We start from the raw sequence: 22,082 nt of genomic DNA on the forward strand, positions 1-22,082 counted from the left end.
AAATGAAACGTGTATTAATAACCGGAGCGGCGGGTTTCCTGGGCTCACACCTTTGCGAGCGCTTCCTGAAAGAGGGAATGTATGTGATCGGGATGGATAACCTGATCACAGGCGACATGCGGAATATCGAGCATCTGATGCCGGATCCAAACTTCGAGTTCAACCACCATGATGTTACAAAATTTGTACACGTGCCTGGGGAACTGGATTACATCATGCACTTCGCATCGCCTGCCAGCCCGATTGACTATTTAAAAATCCCAATCCAAACACTTAAAGTGGGCGCGATGGGAACGCATAACCTGCTAGGACTTGCCCGTGTTAAAAAAGCACGTTTCATCATTGCTTCTACATCCGAAGTTTACGGAGATCCATTGGTTCACCCGCAAACCGAAGATTACTGGGGCCACGTAAACCCGATCGGGCCGCGTGGCTGCTATGACGAGGCAAAACGTTACCAGGAAGCGATCACGATGGCTTACCATCGTTACCATGAGCTGGAAACACGCATTGTCAGGATTTTTAACACTTACGGTCCCAGAATGCGCCTCAATGACGGGCGTGTACTGCCGGCATTCATCGGGCAAGCACTTAGAGGTGAGGACATTACCGTTTTTGGTGATGGAACACAAACCCGCGCTTTCTGTTACGTGGATGATTTGGTTGAAGGAATTTATCGTCTGTTAATGAGTGATTATTCTTTGCCTGTCAACATTGGTAACCCATCTGAAATCACGATTGGTGAATTTGCTGAGGAAATTATCAAACTGACCGGAACCGATCAGAAAGTAATTTACCAACCGCTTCCACAGGACGATCCGAAACAACGTCAGCCGGACATTACATTGGCGAAAGAGATTCTGGGCTGGGAGCCAAAGGTTTCCCGCGAGGAAGGCTTGCGCATTACATATGATTACTTCCGCAGCCTGCCGAAAGAAAGGCTCTATGAAGAATCAAATCACCGCGGCTTCGAAAGTTTCAGTGGTTCGAAATAAAAATACTTTTAGAAAAGATAAAGCACAAAAAAATCCCGCCGAAGCGGGATTTTTTTGTTGGTAAGCCAGTGATATAAAAATCACTAAACCTCCATTATCTCTTTTTCCTTCGCATTGAAGATCTGTTCTACTTTTGAAACATAACCGTCTGTCAATTTCTGAACACGGTCTTCGCTTAGTTTAATCAAATCCTCTGCAACGCCTTCCTTAGTTAGTTTACGCAAAGAATTATTGGCATCCTGACGAATGTTGCGAATGTTAATTTTCGCCGTTTCAATTTCGTTTTTCGCACGTTTTACCAGCTCTCTTCTGCGTTCTTCGTTCAAGGGCGGAACCGAGATGCGGATCATTTCACCATCGTTGGAAGGAGCGAAACCCAGGTTACCATTACGGATCGCCTTTTCAATATCATTAATGATCTTTTTCTCAAACGGTCGGATCGCGATCGTCCGGGCGTCGGGCGTGTTGATCGTGGCCACATTTTGCAATGGGGTCATTGAGCCGTAATATTCAATCTGAAGTCCTTCGAGCATTTGAGGAGTTGCTTTTCCGGCGCGTATTTTACCCAGTTCAATGATAAGGTGCTTAATGGCGCCTTCCATGGTGTCCTTGGCGTCATCCAGATATAATTCTATTTCTTCCATTATTTTGTAGTAAGATATTGTATTACTGCTAGTTAGATATCAATGTTCCAACTTCTTCACCCATAACGAGATCATACAGGTTTCCCGGCTTGTTCATATCGAAAACGATGATCGGAACATTATTCTCCTTGCAAAGCGTAAAAGCCGTCAAATCCATGATTTTTAGATTTTTAGACAATGCTTCGTCGAATGTCAGTTGGGTGTATTTTGTAGCAAGCGGGTCTTTTTCAGGATCCGCCGTGTAAACGCCATCAACGCGCGTGCCTTTCAAAACCACTTCTGATTCCGATTCAATCGCACGAAGTCCGGCAGTTGTATCCGTTGTGAAATATGGGTTTCCCGTTCCGGCACCGAAAATCACTACACGTCCTTTTTCCAAATGGCGGATCGCGCGGCGGCGGATAAGCGGCTCGCAAACCTGCTCCATTTTAATGGCAGACATCAAACGCGTGTTTACGCCATGCTTTTCAAGAGAACTTTGAATGGCCATACCATTGATAACGGTTGCCAGCATCCCCATATGGTCGCCCTGAACTCTGTCGATGCCCGATTTTTCGACTGATGCGCCCCGAAAAATATTTCCTCCCCCGATAACGATTGCAATCTGAACGCCTACTTCGGCAATTCTTTTAATCTCCCGGGCGTAATTATCAAGAATGTTAAAGTCAATAACCTGGCCTTTGTCGCCGCCATTAAGTGCTTCTCCGCTCAGTTTCAGTAATAAACGTTTATATTTTGGTTCGGGCATGATTGTGATGTAGGTGTTTTCGACCGTAAAAATAAGCGTAGGAAGTTAAGATTAACAAGTAATTTATTGAAACTCGAGCAATACCTGGTTTTTTTCAACGATTTCCCCAGCCGCGACCTTCAATGTCTTAACCACTCCATTTCCTGATGATTTGATTGTGTTTTCCATTTTCATGGCGACGAGCACCAGCAATGTGTCGCCTTTGTTGATTGTATCACCTTCGGAAACCGCAACGGATTGGATGAGTCCAGGCATAGGCGCTTTTACATTGTTGATCTTCGTGCTGGCGCTGTTTTGCAATCCCATTCCTTCCAGAAGCAAGTCAAGCTCGTCTTTTGCTTTGGTATAAAAATGCTGACCATTGATCAAAAGATGAAATGTCTTTTCCGCAACGTTGTGATCAAGCACTTCGATATTGTAGGATTTGTTTTCCCAAATGGCGTGAAACTGGTTTGTACCAACAGGCACAACGTCTCCGTCGAATAACTGCCCGCTTATGGACAAGTTGTTCTTCTCGTTATCAATCTCAAAACCATTATCAGCTGACTTGTGGTCATCATTTTCAGTTGCCGGGGAATCGGATACAGCGATTTTTAGCATACCACTTCGCTGTATTCGTGAACAACTTCCTGTAAAATCCCGTCAAGCTCTTCATAAGTCATTCCTTCCACGAGCCTCATGCGGAATGGTTTGAAATGATCGAGTCCTTTGAAATAATTGGTATAATGTCTGCGCATTTCAAAAACTCCTGCAACCGGGCCTTTCCAGCGGATCGAGAATTCAAGGTGTTTGCGGCAAACGGCCACGCGCTGTTCCATAGTAGGCGGCGCCAGCTTTTCACCTGTTTTCATGTAATGCTTGATCTCATTAAAGATCCAGGGATTTCCAATTGTGGCCCGGCCAATCATAATGCCGTCCACGCCGAACCTGTTTTTGTATTCCAATGCTTTTTCAGGTGTATCCACATCCCCGTTTCCAAAAATCGGAATGTTAATGCGGGGGTTGTCCTTGATCATGGCGATCAATGTCCAGTCTGCAGAGCCCTTGTACATTTGCACGCGCGTGCGGCCATGTACAGACAATGCCTTAATGCCGATATCCTGCAAGCGTTCGGCCACTTCCTGCACGTTTTTGGTGCTTTCGTCCCAGCCCAGGCGCGTCTTAACCGTCACAGGCAGATGTGTCGATTTTACAACTGCGTCCGTCATTTTGACCATTTTAGGAATATCCTGCAATAATGCAGCCCCTGCTCCGCGGCAAGCTACATTTTTGACCGGACAACCATAATTTATATCAATCAGGTCGGGGTTAACGCGCGATGCGATTTCTGCACAGGAACCCATTGTTTCAATGTCGCTGCCAAAAAGCTGAATGCCAACAGGTCTTTCGTACTCGAATATGTCAAGTTTCTGCACACTTTTCGCTGCATCGCGAATCAGTCCTTCTGACGACACAAATTCCGTGTACATCAGATCCGCCCCATTTTCCTTGCAAACCGCCCTGAACGGAGGATCGCTTACGTCCTCCATAGGTGCGAGAAGCAGTGGGAAATCACCTAACGCTATGTTTCCGATTTTTACCATTTCAAAAGGGAAGACCCCTAAGCCTTATTTTTAAATTCATAATTAACTGTAAATTTACATCAATTATGCAAAATAGTAACCCTATTCAGTTAGTTTCCCGTGTACCCGGCATAGGAGGCAGTTTGTTGGTCCTCATTGGTTTCGTGCTCATTGGTATGGCCGTGGGTAATATTCTGGCGGTAATGGTGCTGGCGCTTTATTTGCAGGTTGATACAAACAGCATCACCACCGTTTTGAACCAACTGCTGAGCGATCCCGGCGACGTGCGCAATGGCTGGTACGCATTGATGATGCTCCAAGGCACAGTCCACTTTTTTTCCTATCTGCTTCCTTCGCTTATATTCTGGATTTATATAGATCGTAAGACCATCTCAGAATTCGATTTCAGGCCAAAACCTGCCTTTCGGATCTGGTTACTCGCTTTTTTGCTTGTTTTGGCTTTCATTCCTGTTAATAGCAAGTTTATTGAATGGAACGCGGCTATGAAACTCCCTGATGCGTTGTCCGGCGTGGAATTATGGATGAAGGAAAAAGAGAACCAACTGTCGGTCATGACTGCGTTTATGACCGAGTATACACAGTTCGGCCAATTGCTGATCGCATTGTTCGTTGTCGTTTTATTGCCTGCATTGGGAGAAGAAGTGCTTTTTCGCGGGGTTATCCAGACAAAGCTCATTAAATTGTGGGGGAATCCTCACGTAGGAATCTGGGTTGCAGCGGCCATTTTCAGTGCCATACATTTCCAGTTTTATGGATTTTTGCCGCGGATGATGTTGGGGGCAGTGTTTGGTTACCTATATTACTGGACCGGAAACATTTGGGTGGCTATACTTGCACATTTTGTAAATAATGGCTTTGTGCTGGTGATGATGTATCTTAATAATATTGGTGTTGTCAACATTAACATTGAGGAAACAAAGTCGATGCCGCTGATGCTGATCTTATCTTCGTTGCTGGTTTCTGCTGGCATATTGTTTTCTATCAGGAAAACAAGTGCAATGCAACATGAGGCGGTTGTCATAGATAAGGAGTTTTAAATCAATATTTTAACAAATAATATGGCTGATAATTGGGTGAAGGCTTTTCAGAGCGCACAAATGATCCGCGCGGAAATTGCCCGTGAAATTTTAGAGCAAAACGGAATTGCGGCCGTCATCGTAGACAAAAAGGATAGTAGTTATCCAATCTTTGGAATGTATGAAGTGCATGTGCCGGCAAGTGATCTTTCGCAGGCCCAAACAATAATAACGAATGAAGGAGCGCTTAACGAATCTGAATAATTTACAGCAAAGGACAATCACCGCGCTGGCGGGGGTATTTGTGATCATTAGTTGCATTCTTTACAATGAATTGACCTTCCTGCTCCTTTTTTGCACCATCAGCTCGCTTACCCAACTGGAATTTTACAAGCTCCTGGGCCTGGATGGAAACCAGCCGCTGACATATTATGGAACATTCTGTGGCACAGTCATGATGTTACTTGCGTATCTGATAGAGCAAGACATTGTGCCATTTGAAAATTACTTCATAATCAGCCCGTTGCTATCGATGATATTCTTTATCAAGCTCTACAAAAAGAATGATCTGAAACCATTTACAAACATTGGTTTTACTTTCCTGGGCATTATATATGTAGCGCTCCCTTTCGCGCTCATCATTGTGATGGCTATGCGGGGCGGGAATTATAATTATGAAATCGTGCTGGGAAGCTTGCTTTTGCTTTGGGCTTCCGACATTGGCGGATACTTTGCAGGAACGAAATTTGGTAAAAGAAAGCTGTTTGAGCGCATTTCGCCCAAGAAATCATGGGAAGGTGCCATTGGAAGTGCGGTTTTTGCGGCGTTCATCGCGTTTGCGCTCGGTTATTATTTCCGTACCTTCGAACCTTGGAAATGGTATTGTATCGGGGCCATTATCGTTGTGGTAGGCACTTACGGCGATCTTGTAGAGTCACTTTTTAAGCGGAGCATTGCCATTAAGGACTCGGGAAGTAGTATTCCCGGTCATGGGGGCTTTTTAGATCGGTTTGACGGTCTGCTTCTTTCTGCTCCGTTTATCGTCACTTTTTTGAAGCTCTTTTCCTGAGCCCCAGGCATTAGTCCGGGCGGAAGGCAATGCCTTCGGGACTAAGTCGTTTTTAAATTAGGAACAGAATTTTAGCGATGATTACAAATGCATTTGGTTTAACATTGATTTTGGAATAACGATCTGGAAATGAAACGGAGTCTTTTTATATTTTTATTGATACTTGCAGGTGTAACTGGATTCCGGGATTCGTATGCGCAGGGTGAACAAAGTGCGATTGTATTTTCAGGGATGGTTGTAGGCGGTAAAACCACCGAAATCCTGCCTGGCGCAACAATCTTCATCGTGAATGCGGGAAGAGGAACATTATCCAGAAGCGACGGTTCTTTTACAATAAAGGTTTTTCCGGGCGACAGCATTGTTTTTGGTTATGTGGGTTTCAAAAAGCAATATCACGTAATCCCAAGAAACTATAATTCAGACATTTATTCTGCAATCGTTGCCTTGCGCGAAGATGTGGTGACGCTTTCCGGTGTAACCATTTACCCATATTCTACAGAAGAAGAATTCAAGAAGGCATTCCTGGAATTGAAGCTGCCCGATCAGGCGGACCGGGATGCGTTGGCAAGAAGCACCGATCCTGATTACATTAACAGGATGGCCGCTCAGGTCCCTAATAATGCCCAGACGAATTATCGTTATTCTATGGACCAGCTGCTTTTTGGGCGTGAATCATCAGCTAACAAGGGTTTTGCAACCACATTTCCCTTCCTGAACCCATTTGCCTGGGCCAACTTTATCAAATCTGTCAAGAAAGGTGATTTGAAACAAAAGGATTGGCGAAAAGAGCTGAATGCGGCTCCCCGGGAGAATATTACCAAGCAGGATTTTATCCCGCCAATGCCTGAGAACGACATTAAGAAAAACGGCAGCAACTAGATCGCTGCCGGATCAAATCTCTTCAAAATCACGTTGCTGCCATCAAAAGTGGCAAAATGCTGCTGGGAAACCCATTCGCCTAAATTAATATAACGCGACCGCGCATTGACCTGCATATCCAGGACGAGATGACGATGCCCGAAAATGTAAAAATCGTGGTGCTGCGTTTGCTCCACTTCGCGGCAATATTGGAATAGCCACTCATTATCCGCTCCTAAGAAACGCTCTTCGCCTTTGTTAACATTGGCAATCCGGCTCCTTTTCGACCATTCCATCGCGATCCACATACCTACATCGGGATGCACAATCCTGAAAATCATTTGAAAAAAACTGTTTTCAAAAACCTTTTTCAGAAACTTGTAAGTGCTGTCACCCGGCCCTAATCCATCGCCGTGACCTACTAATATCATTTTGGAATTACCTTTTGCAGTGAATGTAAATGAAACCGGATTCCGGTAAATCACCGCGCCCACTTCATCCGTCAGGTAACCCGACATCCACATGTCGTGGTTTCCGGTGAAAATGACCAGTTTAATTCCTTTGTCTGAAAGCTCCGCGAGCTTGCCCAGTAACCGCACAAAACCTTTGGGAACCGCCTTTTTATATTCAAACCAAAAATCAAAAATATCGCCAACCAAAAATATGACCTGTGCATCGTGCTGGATGGATTCCAGCCAGCTGACAACGCGTTTTTCACGTTCGCGACTTTGTATGGGGGAGGGAACGCCAAGATGATAATCAGATGAAAAATAGGCCCGGCGGCCATCTTGCAATTGAATCGTCTTTTTCTCAAAATGAAAGTTCATGCGGATCTTTAAATGCGCTGCAATTTACAATCTTCCTTTTAATTGACACGGGAATAGGGCTTCGAATCCGTTCCAAGCCGCTAACTCAAATAGTTTTAGACCGGATCGCTAAATGTGTATATTTAATATAGTATTCATCCAACTAAAAATCAGCACATTATGAAAGGATTGTATGTAATGTTGGTCGCAGTGGTTATCTTTTTTTTATCAGGGACAACATTTGCGCAGATACGCATTAACGAACCCGGACGGGTTGTTGAAAGGCAGGCCGAGAACAGAGCTAACAGAAAAATCGATCAGGCGGTAGACAAGGGTTTTGATTCGGTGGAAGAGGGGATTGGAAATCTCTTTAAAAAGAAGGATAAGAAAGCGAAGGAAACAGAAACTGCCAAACCTGCTGCGAATGGAGATATGAACTCGGAAAGTGGCGCTTCTAATGATGCTGGTAATGAGGCAAATGCTGAGAATGGGACGCCAGTCAAAGCCGGAAAGGCCAGTTTAAAGTCTTATAGCAAGTTTGATTTTATTCCCGGGGAAAAAGTCGTGGCGGTGGAAGATTTTGCGCAGGACGCTGTCGGTGATTTTCCGGCCAAATGGAACACCAATTCATCGGGCGAGGTGGTTACCATTGAAGGAACCGAAGGAAAATGGCTGATGCTGGGTCCGGAAGGCGTTTTTTATCCTGAATTTGTGAACAAACTTCCTGAAAACTTTACCCTGGAATTTAATCTGGCCACAACCTCAGAATTCAGCTTCTACTCCGGCTATTTGAGGACAATTATCGCGGAGGTAGCCAGCCCGGCCAAGGATTTTGCCAATTGGAAAGGATTTGATGGCGGCAAAAAGAATGGAATTGAGCTCGGTTTGCATCCTAACAATGCAGGCGGAAGCCAGGGACTTGCTATGTTCAATGTCTTTGGCGATGAGGATGCATCGTCAATCATGAAAAATGAAAAAAGCTTCCCTGCATTTCACGTTCCCGAGCATAATGTCGTAAAAGTGTCGGTTTGGCGGCAAAAAGGCCGGATGCGGCTGTATGTGGATGATTATAAGGTTTGGGATTTGCCACGCGCATTCAATCCTGAGAAAAATTACAACTTCATCGCATTCTCCAACCAAGGTTATCACGAAGAGGCTAATCGCTATTTTATTTCTGATCTAAGGATCGCAGTCGGTGCGCCGGATACGAGGAGCAAGCTGATCACGGAAGGTAAGTTTTCTACAACAGGCATTTTGTTCGATGTGAATTCTGCCAATATAAAACCTGAATCCTATGGTGTGTTAAAAGACATCGCCAATGTGCTGACTGAAAATGGGACGGTGAAAGTTAAAATTATCGGTCATACTGATAGTGATGGTGACGACGGCAGTAACCTGGCGTTATCCAAGAAGCGATCTGAGGCTGTGAAGGAAGCATTATCCAAAGATTTTGCGATTGATAAGGCCCGATTGGAGACGGATGGGAAAGGGGAAAATGAGCCTGCCACTCCTAACACCACGTCAGAAGGAAAAGCCAATAACAGGCGTGTGGAATTTGTGAAATTGTAGTCGGGGCGTGGTTTTTTAGCAGTCTCTTTCTAGATTGCGCACCTTTTACAACTCTTGATAATGAAAAGATATTTCGCTTCCTTGATGATCGTTTGCGCACTGATTTACAGTGCTCCCATTTTTGCCCAGGCTCCCAAAAAAATCCCGGCCGACAAGCAGCGTGCTGCCCAGTGGCAACCTGCCAAAGGCCAGTATTATTTCAGCCATTCCCTGGTTTATGATTTTGAAAATAAAGCAGACCAAACCAAAGGAACAATAACCATTTATATTGATCCGGTGAGTGGCGGCATGTGTTTTAAGAAAGAAAGCAGCTTTGGAAATGGCGGTAAAGATTTCGATTTCGTGATAGGCTTTCCGGATGGAAAATACATTTTCTGCGGTGCCGATGATAATGGGAAAAAGATCAAGATCAATGAAGCCGTCGGTGCATTAAAGCCGGGACCTGATACGAAGGCGCAGGCACGGGAAGATTTCGCGACTTACTGGGCTGCGACCGGAAACAAGCGGGATGATTTCGGTTTTGAAAGTCTCGAGTATAATGTAAGTTTTGCTACTTCCGAGAATAAGGATACGGTTTGGCTGGCCAAAACGCCGTTTAATGTTTATCCCCTGTATGGGCTGGAATTTGTCGAAAGCGCAGTGGCTATGCCGATTACTTTCGATTATATGCATCTTTTGGAGCCTAATCAGCTGGTGGCTGAAATTAATTCCAAAGACATTATCTTAAAACTGAAAAGCTTCGGCCGCGATCCGCAAACGGTCTCCACCAAAGGCTACACAGAATTCAAAACAGAATAAAAAACATTTCCGTCCCTTTAAAGGGACGGAAAACGTTTTTATTATTCCGAAATTGCTTCCGCTTCCGCTCTTTCCGCTTTTACTTCTGATAACGGGCGCATATTTGCCGGGATTTCCTGCTCATCCTCTTCCGCCGTGTATGGGAAAACGTCCAGAATTGGTGTTAATACAATATCCGTAGTCTCGTAAGGGATCAGGAAATTGCGCATGCTTTCGTTGATCCTGTCAAGCGCTTGCTGAATGCCATCGGCGTTCACAAGCATATAATTCACGATTTTCTTCTCTTTACCGCTCTTTTCATCCACTGAAAAGTAGATCACCTTCGCTTTAAACCACTGCTCACCTTCCTCAAATGCGAACAGATCTGCAAGCCGCATGCGCGAGATGCTCATGACGCTGAACTCGCTCGCACCCGTAACGATTTGCTTATAAAGCCTGGCCTCAGACTCTGTATAAGAAACGGCGTCTACCAGATAAACCTCATTAATTGTTTTAAGACTCCCTGCCTCATCCTCTTTTTGATACCGAATTTTCCCTAAATACCAGCTCGCCATATTTGTAGTTTTGTTTTCTTAAAAGTAGGCAAATGTAAACGCTTGGGTGAAGGCGTGCAAAAAATATAGTCACAAACTAATAATCGATGTACGGTGCATGCGTTCTGATACCTACTGTTTAACTTGCGAAAAATATTTTGATAATGAAAAAGAACATTTGGGTCCTTGTACTCATGATTGTAGCCGGTGTGGCTTCCAGTTGCGGAGTTGGCCGCCAGGTAGCGGATGCTAAGGCTTTTGGAGATTGCAAATACGACATTGCCTCGGTTGACAGCGTCTATCTCGCTGGAATAGACATCAGGGAATTCCGCAATATTCGCAGTTTCAGTGATTTTGATCTGGCAAGATATCCGGGACTAGCGATGGGACTTTTGCGTAAAAATGTGCCTTTGGATTTAAGGGTTAACATTGATATTACCAATCCAACCAAAAAGCGCGCCGCGATCAACCAGTTGGAATACAAGGTCTTGCTTAGCAATAATGAGATTTTCAATGGTTTCCTGAGCCAGCTCATAGAAGTATTGCCGGGAACCAGTCCAACAAGAGTTCCGGTTAGGCTGAACACGAATGCTTACCAGTTGCTTTCCAACGACAAAACGCGTGACGAGTTCGTCAATATGATCCTTGCATTGACGGGGAAGGCTGATGCGAAACCCACGAAATTCCAGGTGAAGATCAGGCCAACGCTTGACGTGGCTGGAAAGCAGGTTAATTATCCGGGTTACATCACATTTGAAAAAGAAGTCACCAGCAAAATGCTAACACGCTAAAATTTAAATTACACAGTTTTGAGAATACTTGTAGACAACCCTTATCTCTTTCAATATTTCAGCCTGGTCCTTATTCTGCTTGTTTTGTTTGGAATAAGCTTTGTATTAAAAGGTCAGGATACATTAAGAAAATGGTCGGGAATAGGGCTGATCGTTACGCCGGTTGTCTATTTTTATCTCATTCTGGAAGCCTACACATTGAACATTCCTTACACGGATGATTTCAATCTGCTGGAAACGATCCATAATTTTCATGTTGCCAATGGCTTTGTAGGTAAAATTGAAGTGCTCTTTGAGCAGGTCAACCAGCATCGATTCGCATTTGAAAGAACTGTCATGCTGATCATGTACTTTTTCACGGGTACGGTCAACATTAAAACGCAAATTTTGCTCGGTAACCTCGCGTTGCTGGGCATTTTTTATTTGTTGTTTCTAACATTCAAGAAAGAGCAGATCTCCTGGTATTACTTCATTCCAGTTCCCTATGTGCTTTTCAACCTGGTTTATTTTGAAAATGCAATCTGGGGGATCGCTGCCATTCAAAATACACCGCTAATCTTTTTTGCATTTCTTTCCGCTTATGGAATGGGCAGGAATGATAAGAAAGGCTGGTATTTGGGAATTGCGGCTGCGCTCTTGACAACATTCACGAGCGGAAGCGGCATTCTCACCTGGATCATTGGCACATTGATCTTGCTTTTGCAAAAGCGGTTCAAATTGCTTTTCATTTGGCTCGCAATTGCGCTGGCCATTGTGCTTTTCTACTTTTTGTTTGATTATCAGGTTATCCCATCACACACGGGCTCGGTATGGCCACATCCGGTATTCAACCTCATTTTCGTGTTCGCTTTCTGGGGCAATGCGTTTTATCTGGACTTCATACACCCGATCACCAACACATTTTATGCAGATATGATCTGGTGTGTTTTGCTCGGAGCAGGCGTTTTGGTGGTTTTCTGCATCTGGGTGCTGCGGCTTCTCCTGAGAAAAAAAACAGTTTGGAGCGATTGGTTTCTATGGGGAGCCATGATGTTTGCGATGGGAACGGGCGCTATGTTCGTCATCAGCAGGCCAATTAACACCTATGTCATGTATGGCGGTAATATATTTTCCCGGCGTTACATGATTTTCGGGGTGGCTTTGCTGGCAACAGTCTATGTGTGTGTTGTGATTCTGGTCAGAAATTTTAAGAATATAAAGCACATTATAGCGGGAGCTGGCTTGCTTGTTTTCTTAGCACTGAACTTTGTGAGCTATTACTTGTCCGTTACCAGCATTCGGAAATTCCACGAAGATCTCGTAATCGACAGTTTTTATTGGAAAAATCACAAAACCTTCCTCACAACCGGCGATAACTTCGGTGACATTCCATTTTGGAACCATCCAACCCGCATGAGCAACCTGATCGATACTTTGAATGCGAACGGCTTACTTGATTTCGATCAGTATAAAGCACTTCCTGCGCATCATCGCATCATTGCAGAAACAAGAGATAAAAAGACTGGCTATAAGGGAAAATTTGATTTGAAAATCAGTTATTTGAATGATCTTAATAATGTTCCCTCTAAGTTTTTACGCTTTGAGGCAACTGGTAGCGGAGAATCTAAGCCAGCGTATTTTGTGCTTGCTTCCGCCGATCGCACCATTTTGCTGCCTGCGCTTCCTGTGCCCAACTCAGTGGGAGATTTGATTGAAAAACGAACCTATTATAGCTCCCATTATCAATATTCGTTATACAGGACAAAGCTTCCGGCAGGGTTATTCGAAGTTTGGATGATGGAAAAGGATCCTTCCGGAGCTGGAAAATGGAAATCTTATTTCACAGGCAAAAGCATTTCCTTATCTGACAGTGCACTGGCTAATAAATAGCTGATATGAAAATACTTACGTATAATCTAAATGGGATTAGGGCCGCATTACGAAATGGCCTGGTTGAATGGTTAAGCACCATTTCAGCAGATGTTTTATGTTTCCAGGAAGTGAAAGCAACGCCCGATGTGGTGGATCTATCGGGTTTGGAATCTCTTGGTTACGAGCTTATTGGCTGGCATGCGGCCGAAAAAAAGGGTTACAGCGGTGTGGCCATGTTCTCCAAGATCCAACCGGATATGGTCTCAGCAGGCTGCGCAATTCCTTCGTACGACGCAGAAGGGAGAATTTTACGTGCTGATTTTGGTGATATCACCGTTTTGAATTGTTATTTCCCTTCCGGAACGAGCGGCGAAATCCGTCAGGGCGTTAAGATTCAGTTTTTAAGTGACTTTTTCGATTGGGTCATTGAGTTGAGAAAAGAACGTCCTAACCTGATTATTTGCGGTGATTACAACATTGCTCATAATGAAATTGACATTCATGATCCGGTCCGAAACAAGAAAATGTCCGGTTTCCTGCCCGAGGAAAGAGAATGGATGACCAAATGGTTCAGCAATGGCTATACAGACGCTTTTCGCTTCAAAAATCCCGAACTACGCGAATATTCCTGGTGGACTTACCGTGCAGGCGCCCGCGGTAACAACAAAGGCTGGCGCATCGATTACATTTCGGTTGCCGATAGCATCAAAGATCGGATCATTTCGAGCCGGCAAATAAATGATGCCGTCCATTCGGATCATTGTCCTGTATGGTTAGAAATTGAATCGCCATATTCACGGAGCTACTCATAAATTTTGTATTTTTGAATAAAGCGAAATTCAAACAAAAGCGTTATGGACATGCCAATGCCGGTGACAATGAAGATGGGGGACCTGATGAGTGAAAAAGAATTCTTCCAGTTTTGCCAAATGAACGACACACTAGAGTTCGAAAGGGACTCGCAAGGAAATATTATACTTATGTCTCCAACAGGATTATTTACAGGAGGATTCAATTCCAGAGTTACAACGGAGTTAGGAATTTGGAATAAAGAAAATCAACTGGGCGAAGTTTTTGACTCTTCAACGGGCTTTACATTACCCAACGGCGCTGTAAGATCACCGGATGTTTCATTCGTTTTAAGCGAAAAATGGGATGCACTTCCCGAAGACGAGCTGGAAACTTTTGGTCATGTTTGCCCTGATTTTGTGATCGAAATCCGCTCTAAGTCTGATGGTCTGAGCTATTTGCAAGATAAGATGAAGGAATATATTGCAAACGGAACACAACTCGGTTGGCTGATTGACCGGTTTGATAATAAAATCCACATTTACAGTGCAGATCAATCCATTTTTATTCACGACTCATTGAATGTAATGCTTTCCGGCGAAGAAATTTTGCCCGGCTTTTCTTTGAACCCAGCTGCGCTGCTAAAATAGCCAGCCTGCATTCCGATCTAATCTAAGAAAATTTGTTTCGTTACTTCTTCATTTACAAGCCGTTTGGAATGCTTTCGCAGTTTACTCGTGAAGGTGATCATTTGACGCTTGCTGATCTGGATTTTGCGTTTCCCAAAGACATTTATCCTGTCGGCCGCCTGGATGCCGATAGCGAGGGTTTGTTGCTGCTTACCAATGATAATTTTCTCAAAACAAAGGTTTTAGATCCAAAAAATAGGCATTCCAAAACTTACTATGCTCAGGTTGAGGGTATCATAACAGAGGAGGCCTGCGCAATGCTTCGCACCGGCGTGCAAATTTCACTCAATGGCAAAAAACACTTAACGCTTCCCGCAAAAGTTTCCCCGATTGAAGAACCATTGCTTCCCGAACGCAACCCACCGATACGCTTCCGACAGAACATTCCGGTTTCCTGGGTTTCTATTTCCATAGGCGAGGGTAAAAACAGACAGGTAAGACGCATGACCGCCGCCGCTGGTTTCCCCACATTACGACTCGTGCGGTGGTCCATTGGAAAAATTTCTCTTGCGGACAAAATCGGCGATTTTCCTAAACCAGGGGACGTATGGGAAGTTACGGCCAAAGACGTGCGCCGCGTTTACGATTGAGATTACTGCTGCTTTCACAAAACCTTTGTGCAATGTTGCCAAACCGGAGAGAAGGCTTAATTTTGTACATATCCTTTTCTTAAAATAAGGCTGATAGTTGGCAAAGGCACAAAAAGAGACTCCGCTTAATAAACAATACAATGAGATTAAGGCCAAGTATCCGGGGGCGCTTCTGCTTTTTCGTGTAGGGGATTTTTACGAGACCTTCGGAGAAGATGCCATACGCGCTTCCAAGATCCTGGGCATCGTGCTTACCCGCCGAAACAATGGAGGTGCGCACGAAGAACTCGCCGGATTTCCGCATCATTCGCTTGATAATTATCTCCCAAAGTTGGTTCGTGCAGGCGAACGCGTTGCCATTTGCGATCAGTTGGAAGATCCCGCCGCCGCAAAAGGCATTGTTAAAAGAGGTGTTACTGAACTGGTGACTCCTGGCGTTTCGCTGAATGACAATGTGCTCGATATCCGCAAGAATAACTATCTGGCTGCGGTTCACATTGGGCCGGATAATCTTTACGGAATTGCGTTCTTAGATATTTCTACGGGCGAATTCATGACGGCGCAGGGCAATGCAGCCTATATTGATAAAATGCTCCAAGGTTTCAGCCCGGCCGAAGTGCTTTTTTGCAAAAGACATAAACAGGAATTCAATCAGCTCTTTGGCGGGAAGTATCATACTTTTCAGCTGGAAGACTGGTGTTTTGGCTACGAGTATGGCTATGATCAACTAATAGGTCATTTTCAGACAACAACTTTAAAGGGTTTTGGGATCGAAGCGCTGCCGATGGGTATCATCGCAGCGGGCGTGATCCTGCATTATTTGCGTGAAACCGAGCATAAGGAAGTCGGGCACATTGGCCGCATTACGCGCTTGGAGGAGGAAAAATATGTGTGGCTCGACCGCTTCACGGTAAGGAACCTCGAACTGGTTTATCCCCAGCAGGAAGGCGGCGTACCATTGATACAAATTCTGGATCAGACAGTAACTCCTATGGGCGCACGTTTGCTTCGAAAATGGATCGTTTTGCCTTTAAAAGAGAAATTATCGATCGAAGATCGCCTCAATACAGTTGAACATTTCCTTGAAAACGAGGATCTGCATGATACGATTACGCAGCATTTGAAACAAATCGGTGATTTGGAAAGGCTCATTTCAAAAGTTGCGGTAAAAAGAATAAATCCCCGTGAGCTTGTTCAGCTGAAAAAATCGCTGAAACAAATCGGCCCCGTTAAGGAGCTGATTTCCGGGATAATTAATCAGGAAGAAGAAAAATCCAGGAAGGCCGGCAAGAAACAGATTTCCACCCAGGCTGTTGAAATACTAAAAAAATACGCGGACCAGCTCAATCCTTGTAGTTTTTTAGTGGATAAAATTGAAAACGAAATCCGCGACGACGCGCCGATCCTCACAAACCAGGGCCGCATTGTAAAAAGCGGCGTCGATCCTGAGCTGGACGAGTTGCATGCGATTTCTTATGAAGGAAAGGATTTCCTGATCAAACTGCAAAACAGAGAAATTGAGCGCACAGGGATCGGATCGTTAAAAATAGCTTATAATAAGGTATTTGGCTATTATTTAGAGGTCACTCACGCGCATCAGAACAAAGTCCCGGCCGATTGGATCAGGAAACAAACATTGGTCAATGCGGAACGCTACATTACGCCGGAACTGAAAGAATACGAAGAGAAAATTCTCAATGCCGAGGATAAAATTTCAGCGATCGAATATCGGATTTTCAGTGAACTCATGTTAATGGCAGCTGAATATGTGGGCACTGTGCAGCAGAATGCGCTTGTAATTTCCACGCTGGATGCATTAAGCTCATTTGCTACGGTTGCACGGAAAAATAAATATACCAAACCTGTTATCAGTGAAGGCAACGAGCTGGATATCAAAGATGGGCGCCATCCGGTTATTGAACAGCAGCTTCCGGTAGGCGAAAGTTATGTGCCTAATGACCTGTTCCTGGATGATATGGTGCAACAAATTATCATCATTACCGGCCCCAACATGGCTGGTAAATCTGCGCTTCTAAGGCAAACGGCATTAATCGTGCTGATGGCGCAAATGGGATGTTACGTGCCGGCCAAGTCCGCTTCGATTGGCTTGGTCGACAAGATTTTTACCAGGGTAGGAGCGAGCGACAATTTAAGCCGCGGCGAAAGTACATTCATGGTGGAAATGACTGAAACGGCCAGCATTCTGAATAATCTGAGCAATCGGAGCCTGATTTTAATGGACGAGATCGGGCGGGGAACCAGCACTTATGACGGCGTTTCGATCGCCTGGGCTATTGCGGAATATCTTCATAACCAGGCCGATTGCAGGCCAAAAACGCTTTTTGCCACACATTATCACGAATTAAATCAGCTTACGGAAGATTTTCCACGCATCAAAAATTTCAATGTTGCCGTAAAAGAAGTGGATAACAAAGTGATTTTCCTGCGCAAGTTAAAACCGGGCGGAAGCGCGCACAGTTTTGGGATTCACGTTGCTCAAATCGCCGGCATGCCGCAGCTAATTGTACTGAGGGCCAGCGAGATTATGCAGCATTTGGAGAAAGACCATGTGACGCACGAGCATAAAAAAAGGGTCAAAGAGATCCCTAAGAACAACTTTCAGCTCAGCATTTTCGAACCAGCCGACCCGCGCATGGAAGAGCTCAAAGAAAAATTGTCGCTCGTGGACGTCAACACATTATCGCCGATTGAAGCACTTTTAAAACTGAACGAGTTCCAGAAAATTGTCAAAAAATAACCGAATGCACTTTATAATTTACCAATTTAATCTCCTATCCCTTTTATGAAAAACTCAACGCGTTTTCAATTGATGGCCATGATGTTCCTGCTCTATTTTATATGGGGATCATGGTACGGGCAAATGAGTAAATACCTGTTCACTGCACTCGGGGCAACCGGGGCGCAGGTTGGGAATGCTTATGCTGCTTTTTCAATTGCGCAGATCATCGCTCCTTTCTTCGTCGGAATGATCGCCGACCGTTATTTTGCCGCACAGAAAGTGCTTGGTGTTTTGAGCCTTGCGGGTGCAGCACTTCTTTTTGTTCTGACGGGCGTTGACGATCCGGATAACTTCTTCTGGATTATCCTGGCCTACTGCATTTCTTTCGCGCCCATGATGTCACTTACGACTTCAATCGCCATGCAGCAGGTGACTAATTCGGAAAAGGATTTTCCTGCAATTCGTGTGATGGGAACAGTTTCCTGGATCGTGGTTTCCAACATTATTGGTTATTATGGATTTGGGGATAACGTGATGATCTTCAAAATCTCAATGGTCGCTTCTGCATTCCTGGGCGTTTATTCATTCTTTTTACCGGATACCCCACCGAAACCGAGCACAAAAACATCCTTTTCGGACATTCTGGGATTGGATGCATTCACCCTTTTCAAAGACCGTTCTTTCGCGATATTTTTTATCTCGTCACTGTTGATCTGTATTCCATTGTCATTCTACTACGCTATGGCAAACCCTTCGCTCACGGATTCAGGAATGACCAATGTGGAGAACAAAATGTCACTGGGCCAGGCTTCTGAGGTTATTTTCATGCTTCTGATTCCACTCGCTTTTACCCGTCTGGGTGTTAAATGGATGTTGGTAGTAGGCCTCATCGCCTGGATCATCCGCTTTATTGGTTTTGGTTATGGCGATGTAAACAACGAATGGCTGCTTTATCTCGCAATCGTGCTGCACGGTGTTTGCTACGACTTCTTCTTCGTAACCGGCCAGATTTATACAGACAGCAAAGCGGGTGAAAAATACCGTTCTTCTGCACAGGGACTCATTTCTATTGCAACTTACGGAATTGGAATGGGCATTGGCTCGTGGCTAGCCGGCATAGTGGCCGATATGTACACCGTTAATGGTGTGAAAGACTGGACAAGTATCTGGATGGTGCCAGCGGGCATTGCAGCCGTTGTCTTGGTGCTTTTCGTCCTGTTTTTTAAAGACAATAAAATTAAAGCAACTTCTTAGCAGGAATTTGCCCAATAAAAAGCCCTGTAAGTTGATCTTACAGGGTTTTTTTGATTTTATGAATAATCAATAGTCATCGTCGTCGTCGTCAATGTTGCGGCTGTAATTTTTGGAGCCTCCGCCCCCTTTCTTGTAATCTCCGCCGCCTTTTCCAAAACGATCGTCAGATCTTGACTTGCCTCCAAATCCGCCTTTATCTCCATAACCGCCGCTGTGGCCGCGGTCACTGCTTCTATATCGATCATTACTTCCACCTCCTGAACTTCTGTCACCTCCCGAGTAGCCTCCGCCGCCGGAATAACCACCGCCTCCGCTGAATCCACTTCCTGTGCTGCTTCCGCCGCCACCCACACTGCTGGGTCTGTCTGTGCTGCTGCTGCCGCTTTCCGGGCGTGAAGGTCGGTTAAAACCTCCTTCTCTTCTCGGTGCAGGTGCATCTCCCCGTGCTTCTTTTTTCTGCGATTCGTTTACTACCAGCGGTCGTCCGTACATTTCTGCACCGTTCAAATTGCTAATTGCCAACCTTGCTTCTTCCTCGTCCGGCATTTCAACAAAGCCGAAACCTTTGCTTTGACGAGTGATCTTGTCAATGATAATTTTCGCGGAGCTCACTGTTCCAAATTTTTCGAAAGCTTCACGCAATTCGCTTTCTTTCAATTTAAAAGAAAGACTCCCAACAAAAATGTCCATGGAAACGACTTGTTTTAATTTAATTTTTAGGTTATAAATATATTTATTTTAACTGATAAGCTACAACACCATTTTTGGCGAATGTCGGCACGTAGACGATTTTTTTAACCGAATCATAACCAATGTCGGCCGAATTCGTTTTGTCAGCCATTGTATCCAGCAACTTTTGCGTAGTTCCGTCCGATTTTACATAATAAACTACGCCAGCCCAGCAAGAAACGATGTATTCACCCGGAATTACCTGTTCGATTCCATCCGTGCTTTTATCCATTCCTTCGGCAACAACGGTTACCTTCTTGTCGGTGCTAAGTCTTTTCAAGGTGCCCGCATCCGCAATCAGCAGATCCGAACCAACTGCTAGTAAGCCGTTTGGCCTGGTCAAATCTTCAAAATACGTCGAAATTTTGCCATCCTTGATCAGGTGGACCTTCTTCGTTTCCGTATCAGAAACGTAAATGTTGCCTTTGGAATCAACAGTCAGGTCATTCAGGAATTTTGAGCCTTCAACTGCATGTTTCTTCAAGATTTTTCCGGCCTTAATATCAATTTCAACAACCTCCGTCACGTCCGCAACAAAAAGCTTATTTCCAATGATACCCATGCCTTTTGGCGCATTCAGGCCTGTAATCCAGTCTTTTTCAATGATTTTGCCATCCAATCCAACTTTGCCGATTGCTCCTTTGCCATCCTGTTCGCCTGGTTTGCCATCAATCTGCGCCACATATAAAAGCTTGTCTTGTGCGCTATAAAATACAGATTCCGGAACAGGAAGAGACGCCTCAGTTGACCAGATCTGCGTCAGGGAATGCTGAGCATTTGCAGATACTGCGGCAAGGAGCAGCGATGCGGTTAGTAGTATTTGACTGATTTTCATGTGATTCAGTTTGTGTAGATATGTTTCTTAATAGGAAAGATTGATTAAAGGTGATATACTTTTCTGATTTGCCAAATTTTTCTATGCTTACTCAAAGCTAAATAAAAATGCCCAAAACAGTTCGTTACGGGCATTTTTAAATTTTTTTATAATTTAATCCTTAAATCATAAACGAAGTCCCTGATTTCCAAAATCCGGAAGGCTTCCTTGTTACGAAATGTTGGGTTAAGCAAATAATTGAATTCTTGCGGCAAGATTGCAGAGGGGATTTGTAGAAACGCGTGAGAAGCCTTTTTCAATAATTTTGTTCCAAAATCTTTGGTGGATGCCGGAGCCGGTCCATCTCGCCAGTCCCCCGGAAGATCCGGAATAGCAATCTGATGTATTTCCAATGGTGCCAGCTCAAAAGTGGTGATACTTAGTGCTCTTGGAATGTCATCAATGCTGATGTTGGCCGTGTATTCCAAAAGTGCCAACGCCCGGCTTGCGGAAGTGTAAATGCATGGGGTCAGTTTGTGGTTCCAGCGTCCGCCGTAAAGCCTGGCGCCTTCTCCTTCCAGATCGTGTGCGTATTTAGTGCGTCCTACTCGGTAAACGATCATAGCGGATTAAGAATAAACGCCATAATCAATGCGGCCAATGATGTTTTTCACTTCCTCGCGCCCAAACTGGTTATCCAAAAGATCATAAGGACTTTCGCCTCCTAAGGCCCTGTTGGGGCTAAATATCCAGCGATTAAAGCGATCCACATCCTCAAAAACCTCATAACCATAAGAATAAATATCCGCAAGACTAACGATCTTCTCGCTAACAGTTGGGTTGAATTTATCAGGCCCCTTTTTATTGATGAGCGTTGCGCGTGCGACGGATAATGTAGCCGCCAGCTGATCATAATCCATCCCGATTTTGTCCTTAAAGCCTTCCAGGTCGGTTTTGCTGATTCCGCGCTTAACAACATGCATCTTCTCAATGGCTGTCATTTTACTTTCAGGTTTTTGAATGTGTGTATTAAAAATAATGCTCGCAGGCACAAAGCTAGACCCGTAAGTTACCTGCAAATCAGATAAAATTTTGGGATTCGCATCTCCCTCATTGTAGTATGCCTCTTTCTCTCGCTTCATAAAACAAATTTACACTAATTTAAGTATAAATTTATACCAAAATAAAAAACTCCTGCCAGTTGACAGGAGTTCTC

The 22,082-nt window shown here is 44.5% G+C and carries 24 protein-coding genes; 14 read left to right on the forward strand and 10 right to left on the reverse strand.

The genetic code is table 11. From position 1 onward, the window contains the following. Window positions 1–2: 2 nt before the first annotated feature. Entirely contained in the window at window positions 3–995 is a 993-nt protein-coding gene (locus B5X68_RS17300; RefSeq protein WP_082216002.1) for a UDP-glucuronic acid decarboxylase family protein, read from the forward strand. A gap of 83 nt (window positions 996–1,078) precedes the next feature. Here the strand turns inward: B5X68_RS17300 and frr are convergent, their stop codons facing one another. The 4 genes from frr to dusB all read right to left on the reverse strand — a co-directional run bounded on the left by frr (window position 1,079) and on the right by dusB (window position 3,970). Continuing rightward, complete coding sequence (gene frr / locus B5X68_RS17305) at window positions 1,079–1,639, reverse strand: ribosome recycling factor (RefSeq protein WP_082216003.1); 561 nt, start codon at window positions 1,637–1,639, stop codon at window positions 1,079–1,081. A gap of 28 nt (window positions 1,640–1,667) precedes the next feature. Beyond that, entirely contained in the window at window positions 1,668–2,387 is a 720-nt protein-coding gene (pyrH, locus tag B5X68_RS17310; protein WP_026628531.1) for a UMP kinase, read from the reverse strand. Between the two features lie 63 nt (window positions 2,388–2,450). After that, complete coding sequence (locus B5X68_RS17315) at window positions 2,451–2,987, reverse strand: acyl-CoA carboxylase biotin carboxyl carrier protein subunit (protein ID WP_082216004.1); 537 nt, start codon at window positions 2,985–2,987, stop codon at window positions 2,451–2,453. After that, a complete protein-coding gene (dusB, locus tag B5X68_RS17320; protein WP_082216005.1) occupies window positions 2,981–3,970 on the reverse strand; it encodes a tRNA dihydrouridine synthase DusB in 990 nt (329 codons plus the stop codon). The genes B5X68_RS17315 and dusB overlap by 7 nt, the downstream gene beginning before the upstream one ends. Before the next feature lie 65 nt (window positions 3,971–4,035). On the opposite strand from dusB, the gene B5X68_RS17325 reads away from it, so the two are divergent. The 4 genes from B5X68_RS17325 (at window position 4,036) to B5X68_RS17340 (ending at window position 6,934) form a co-directional block, all read left to right on the forward strand. Continuing rightward, window positions 4,036–5,007, forward strand: a complete 972-nt coding sequence (locus tag B5X68_RS17325) for a CPBP family intramembrane glutamic endopeptidase (protein WP_082216006.1) — start codon at window positions 4,036–4,038, stop codon at window positions 5,005–5,007. 21 nt (window positions 5,008–5,028) lie between these two features. Beyond that, a complete protein-coding gene (locus tag B5X68_RS17330; RefSeq protein WP_082216007.1) occupies window positions 5,029–5,250 on the forward strand; it encodes a putative signal transducing protein in 222 nt (73 codons plus the stop codon). Beyond that, window positions 5,222–6,055, forward strand: coding sequence for a phosphatidate cytidylyltransferase (locus tag B5X68_RS17335; protein WP_082216008.1), 834 nt, complete (start codon window positions 5,222–5,224; stop codon window positions 6,053–6,055). The genes B5X68_RS17330 and B5X68_RS17335 overlap by 29 nt, the downstream gene beginning before the upstream one ends. A gap of 129 nt (window positions 6,056–6,184) precedes the next feature. Next, the gene (locus B5X68_RS17340; protein ID WP_082216009.1) at window positions 6,185–6,934 is read left to right on the forward strand and encodes a carboxypeptidase-like regulatory domain-containing protein; all 750 of its coding nucleotides are present in this window, start codon (window positions 6,185–6,187) and stop codon (window positions 6,932–6,934) included. Here B5X68_RS17340 and B5X68_RS17345 read toward each other — a convergent pair. Next, entirely contained in the window at window positions 6,931–7,740 is an 810-nt protein-coding gene (locus B5X68_RS17345; RefSeq protein WP_082216010.1) for a UDP-2,3-diacylglucosamine diphosphatase, read from the reverse strand. The genes B5X68_RS17340 and B5X68_RS17345 overlap by 4 nt on opposite strands. A gap of 159 nt (window positions 7,741–7,899) precedes the next feature. Between B5X68_RS17345 and B5X68_RS17350 the strand changes: the two genes are divergently transcribed. Together B5X68_RS17350 and B5X68_RS17355 are read left to right on the forward strand one after the other, a co-directional pair. Next, complete coding sequence (locus B5X68_RS17350) at window positions 7,900–9,288, forward strand: OmpA family protein (protein WP_082216011.1); 1,389 nt, start codon at window positions 7,900–7,902, stop codon at window positions 9,286–9,288. Between the two features lie 60 nt (window positions 9,289–9,348). Continuing rightward, window positions 9,349–10,086 carry a hypothetical protein gene (locus B5X68_RS17355; protein ID WP_082216012.1) on the forward strand — a complete coding sequence of 246 codons (738 nt, stop codon included), beginning with the start codon at window positions 9,349–9,351 and terminating at the stop codon, window positions 10,084–10,086. A 41-nt stretch (window positions 10,087–10,127) separates the two neighbouring features. On the opposite strand, the gene B5X68_RS17360 is transcribed toward B5X68_RS17355, so the two are convergent. Then, window positions 10,128–10,640, reverse strand: a complete 513-nt coding sequence (locus tag B5X68_RS17360) for a DUF4494 domain-containing protein (protein WP_082216013.1) — start codon at window positions 10,638–10,640, stop codon at window positions 10,128–10,130. Window positions 10,641–10,783: 143 nt separating this feature from the next. On the opposite strand from B5X68_RS17360, the gene B5X68_RS17365 reads away from it, so the two are divergent. The 7 genes from B5X68_RS17365 (at window position 10,784) to B5X68_RS17395 (ending at window position 19,323) form a co-directional block, all read left to right on the forward strand. Continuing rightward, a complete protein-coding gene (locus B5X68_RS17365; protein ID WP_082216014.1) occupies window positions 10,784–11,410 on the forward strand; it encodes a hypothetical protein in 627 nt (208 codons plus the stop codon). 18 nt (window positions 11,411–11,428) lie between these two features. Further along, on the forward strand, window positions 11,429–13,279 hold the full coding sequence (locus B5X68_RS17370) for a hypothetical protein (protein ID WP_229208461.1): 1,851 nt from the start codon (window positions 11,429–11,431) through the stop codon (window positions 13,277–13,279). A gap of 5 nt (window positions 13,280–13,284) precedes the next feature. Beyond that, the gene (locus B5X68_RS17375) at window positions 13,285–14,073 is read left to right on the forward strand and encodes an exodeoxyribonuclease III (RefSeq protein ID WP_082216015.1); all 789 of its coding nucleotides are present in this window, start codon (window positions 13,285–13,287) and stop codon (window positions 14,071–14,073) included. 42 nt (window positions 14,074–14,115) lie between these two features. After that, window positions 14,116–14,700 (forward strand): Uma2 family endonuclease, encoded by a 585-nt coding sequence (locus B5X68_RS17380; protein ID WP_082216016.1) that lies wholly within the window; start codon window positions 14,116–14,118, stop codon window positions 14,698–14,700. A 32-nt stretch (window positions 14,701–14,732) separates the two neighbouring features. Continuing rightward, window positions 14,733–15,329: a pseudouridine synthase gene (locus tag B5X68_RS17385; RefSeq protein WP_082216017.1), complete on the forward strand. Its 597-nt coding sequence runs from the start codon at window positions 14,733–14,735 to the stop codon at window positions 15,327–15,329. Window positions 15,330–15,426: 97 nt separating this feature from the next. Beyond that, complete coding sequence (gene mutS / locus B5X68_RS17390) at window positions 15,427–18,087, forward strand: DNA mismatch repair protein MutS (RefSeq protein WP_082216018.1); 2,661 nt, start codon at window positions 15,427–15,429, stop codon at window positions 18,085–18,087. 45 nt (window positions 18,088–18,132) lie between these two features. After that, window positions 18,133–19,323 carry an MFS transporter gene (locus tag B5X68_RS17395; RefSeq protein ID WP_082216019.1) on the forward strand — a complete coding sequence of 397 codons (1,191 nt, stop codon included), beginning with the start codon at window positions 18,133–18,135 and terminating at the stop codon, window positions 19,321–19,323. A gap of 66 nt (window positions 19,324–19,389) precedes the next feature. On the opposite strand, the gene rbp is transcribed toward B5X68_RS17395, so the two are convergent. The 4 genes from rbp to B5X68_RS17415 all read right to left on the reverse strand — a co-directional run bounded on the left by rbp (window position 19,390) and on the right by B5X68_RS17415 (window position 22,008). Then, window positions 19,390–20,013 carry an RNA-binding regulator gene (rbp, locus tag B5X68_RS17400; protein WP_082216020.1) on the reverse strand — a complete coding sequence of 208 codons (624 nt, stop codon included), beginning with the start codon at window positions 20,011–20,013 and terminating at the stop codon, window positions 19,390–19,392. Window positions 20,014–20,056: 43 nt separating this feature from the next. Next, window positions 20,057–20,887, reverse strand: coding sequence for a strictosidine synthase family protein (locus B5X68_RS17405; RefSeq protein ID WP_082216021.1), 831 nt, complete (start codon window positions 20,885–20,887; stop codon window positions 20,057–20,059). A 146-nt stretch (window positions 20,888–21,033) separates the two neighbouring features. Next, the gene (locus B5X68_RS17410; RefSeq protein ID WP_082216022.1) at window positions 21,034–21,489 is read right to left on the reverse strand and encodes an RES family NAD+ phosphorylase; all 456 of its coding nucleotides are present in this window, start codon (window positions 21,487–21,489) and stop codon (window positions 21,034–21,036) included. Between the two features lie 6 nt (window positions 21,490–21,495). Beyond that, window positions 21,496–22,008 (reverse strand): Xre family toxin-antitoxin system antitoxin, encoded by a 513-nt coding sequence (locus tag B5X68_RS17415; protein WP_082216023.1) that lies wholly within the window; start codon window positions 22,006–22,008, stop codon window positions 21,496–21,498. Window positions 22,009–22,082 lie beyond the last annotated feature (74 nt).

This window comes from Dyadobacter psychrophilus, assembly GCF_900167945.1.
GTDB classification, from domain to species: Bacteria; Bacteroidota; Bacteroidia; order Cytophagales; family Spirosomataceae; genus Dyadobacter; species Dyadobacter psychrophilus.

Excerpts from the sequence above, each read along its gene's own strand:
- B5X68_RS17300 (WP_082216002.1), top strand. The coding sequence starts at position 3 with ATGAAACGTGTATTAATAACCGGAGCGGCGGGTTTCCTGGGCTCACAC.
- frr (WP_082216003.1), bottom strand. The coding sequence starts at position 1,639 with ATGGAAGAAATAGAATTATATCTGGATGACGCCAAGGACACCATGGAA.
- pyrH (WP_026628531.1), bottom strand. The coding sequence starts at position 2,387 with ATGCCCGAACCAAAATATAAACGTTTATTACTGAAACTGAGCGGAGAA.
- B5X68_RS17315 (WP_082216004.1), bottom strand. The coding sequence starts at position 2,987 with ATGCTAAAAATCGCTGTATCCGATTCCCCGGCAACTGAAAATGATGAC.
- dusB (WP_082216005.1), bottom strand. The coding sequence starts at position 3,970 with ATGGTAAAAATCGGAAACATAGCGTTAGGTGATTTCCCACTGCTTCTC.
- B5X68_RS17325 (WP_082216006.1), top strand. The coding sequence starts at position 4,036 with ATGCAAAATAGTAACCCTATTCAGTTAGTTTCCCGTGTACCCGGCATA.
- B5X68_RS17330 (WP_082216007.1), top strand. The coding sequence starts at position 5,029 with ATGGCTGATAATTGGGTGAAGGCTTTTCAGAGCGCACAAATGATCCGC.
- B5X68_RS17335 (WP_082216008.1), top strand. The coding sequence starts at position 5,222 with ATGAAGGAGCGCTTAACGAATCTGAATAATTTACAGCAAAGGACAATC.
- B5X68_RS17340 (WP_082216009.1), top strand. The coding sequence starts at position 6,185 with ATGAAACGGAGTCTTTTTATATTTTTATTGATACTTGCAGGTGTAACT.
- B5X68_RS17345 (WP_082216010.1), bottom strand. The coding sequence starts at position 7,740 with ATGAACTTTCATTTTGAGAAAAAGACGATTCAATTGCAAGATGGCCGC.
- B5X68_RS17350 (WP_082216011.1), top strand. The coding sequence starts at position 7,900 with ATGAAAGGATTGTATGTAATGTTGGTCGCAGTGGTTATCTTTTTTTTA.
- B5X68_RS17355 (WP_082216012.1), top strand. The coding sequence starts at position 9,349 with ATGAAAAGATATTTCGCTTCCTTGATGATCGTTTGCGCACTGATTTAC.
- B5X68_RS17360 (WP_082216013.1), bottom strand. The coding sequence starts at position 10,640 with ATGGCGAGCTGGTATTTAGGGAAAATTCGGTATCAAAAAGAGGATGAG.
- B5X68_RS17365 (WP_082216014.1), top strand. The coding sequence starts at position 10,784 with ATGAAAAAGAACATTTGGGTCCTTGTACTCATGATTGTAGCCGGTGTG.
- B5X68_RS17375 (WP_082216015.1), top strand. The coding sequence starts at position 13,285 with ATGAAAATACTTACGTATAATCTAAATGGGATTAGGGCCGCATTACGA.
- B5X68_RS17380 (WP_082216016.1), top strand. The coding sequence starts at position 14,116 with ATGGACATGCCAATGCCGGTGACAATGAAGATGGGGGACCTGATGAGT.
- B5X68_RS17395 (WP_082216019.1), top strand. The coding sequence starts at position 18,133 with ATGAAAAACTCAACGCGTTTTCAATTGATGGCCATGATGTTCCTGCTC.
- rbp (WP_082216020.1), bottom strand. The coding sequence starts at position 20,013 with ATGGACATTTTTGTTGGGAGTCTTTCTTTTAAATTGAAAGAAAGCGAA.
- B5X68_RS17405 (WP_082216021.1), bottom strand. The coding sequence starts at position 20,887 with ATGAAAATCAGTCAAATACTACTAACCGCATCGCTGCTCCTTGCCGCA.
- B5X68_RS17410 (WP_082216022.1), bottom strand. The coding sequence starts at position 21,489 with ATGATCGTTTACCGAGTAGGACGCACTAAATACGCACACGATCTGGAA.
- B5X68_RS17415 (WP_082216023.1), bottom strand. The coding sequence starts at position 22,008 with ATGAAGCGAGAGAAAGAGGCATACTACAATGAGGGAGATGCGAATCCC.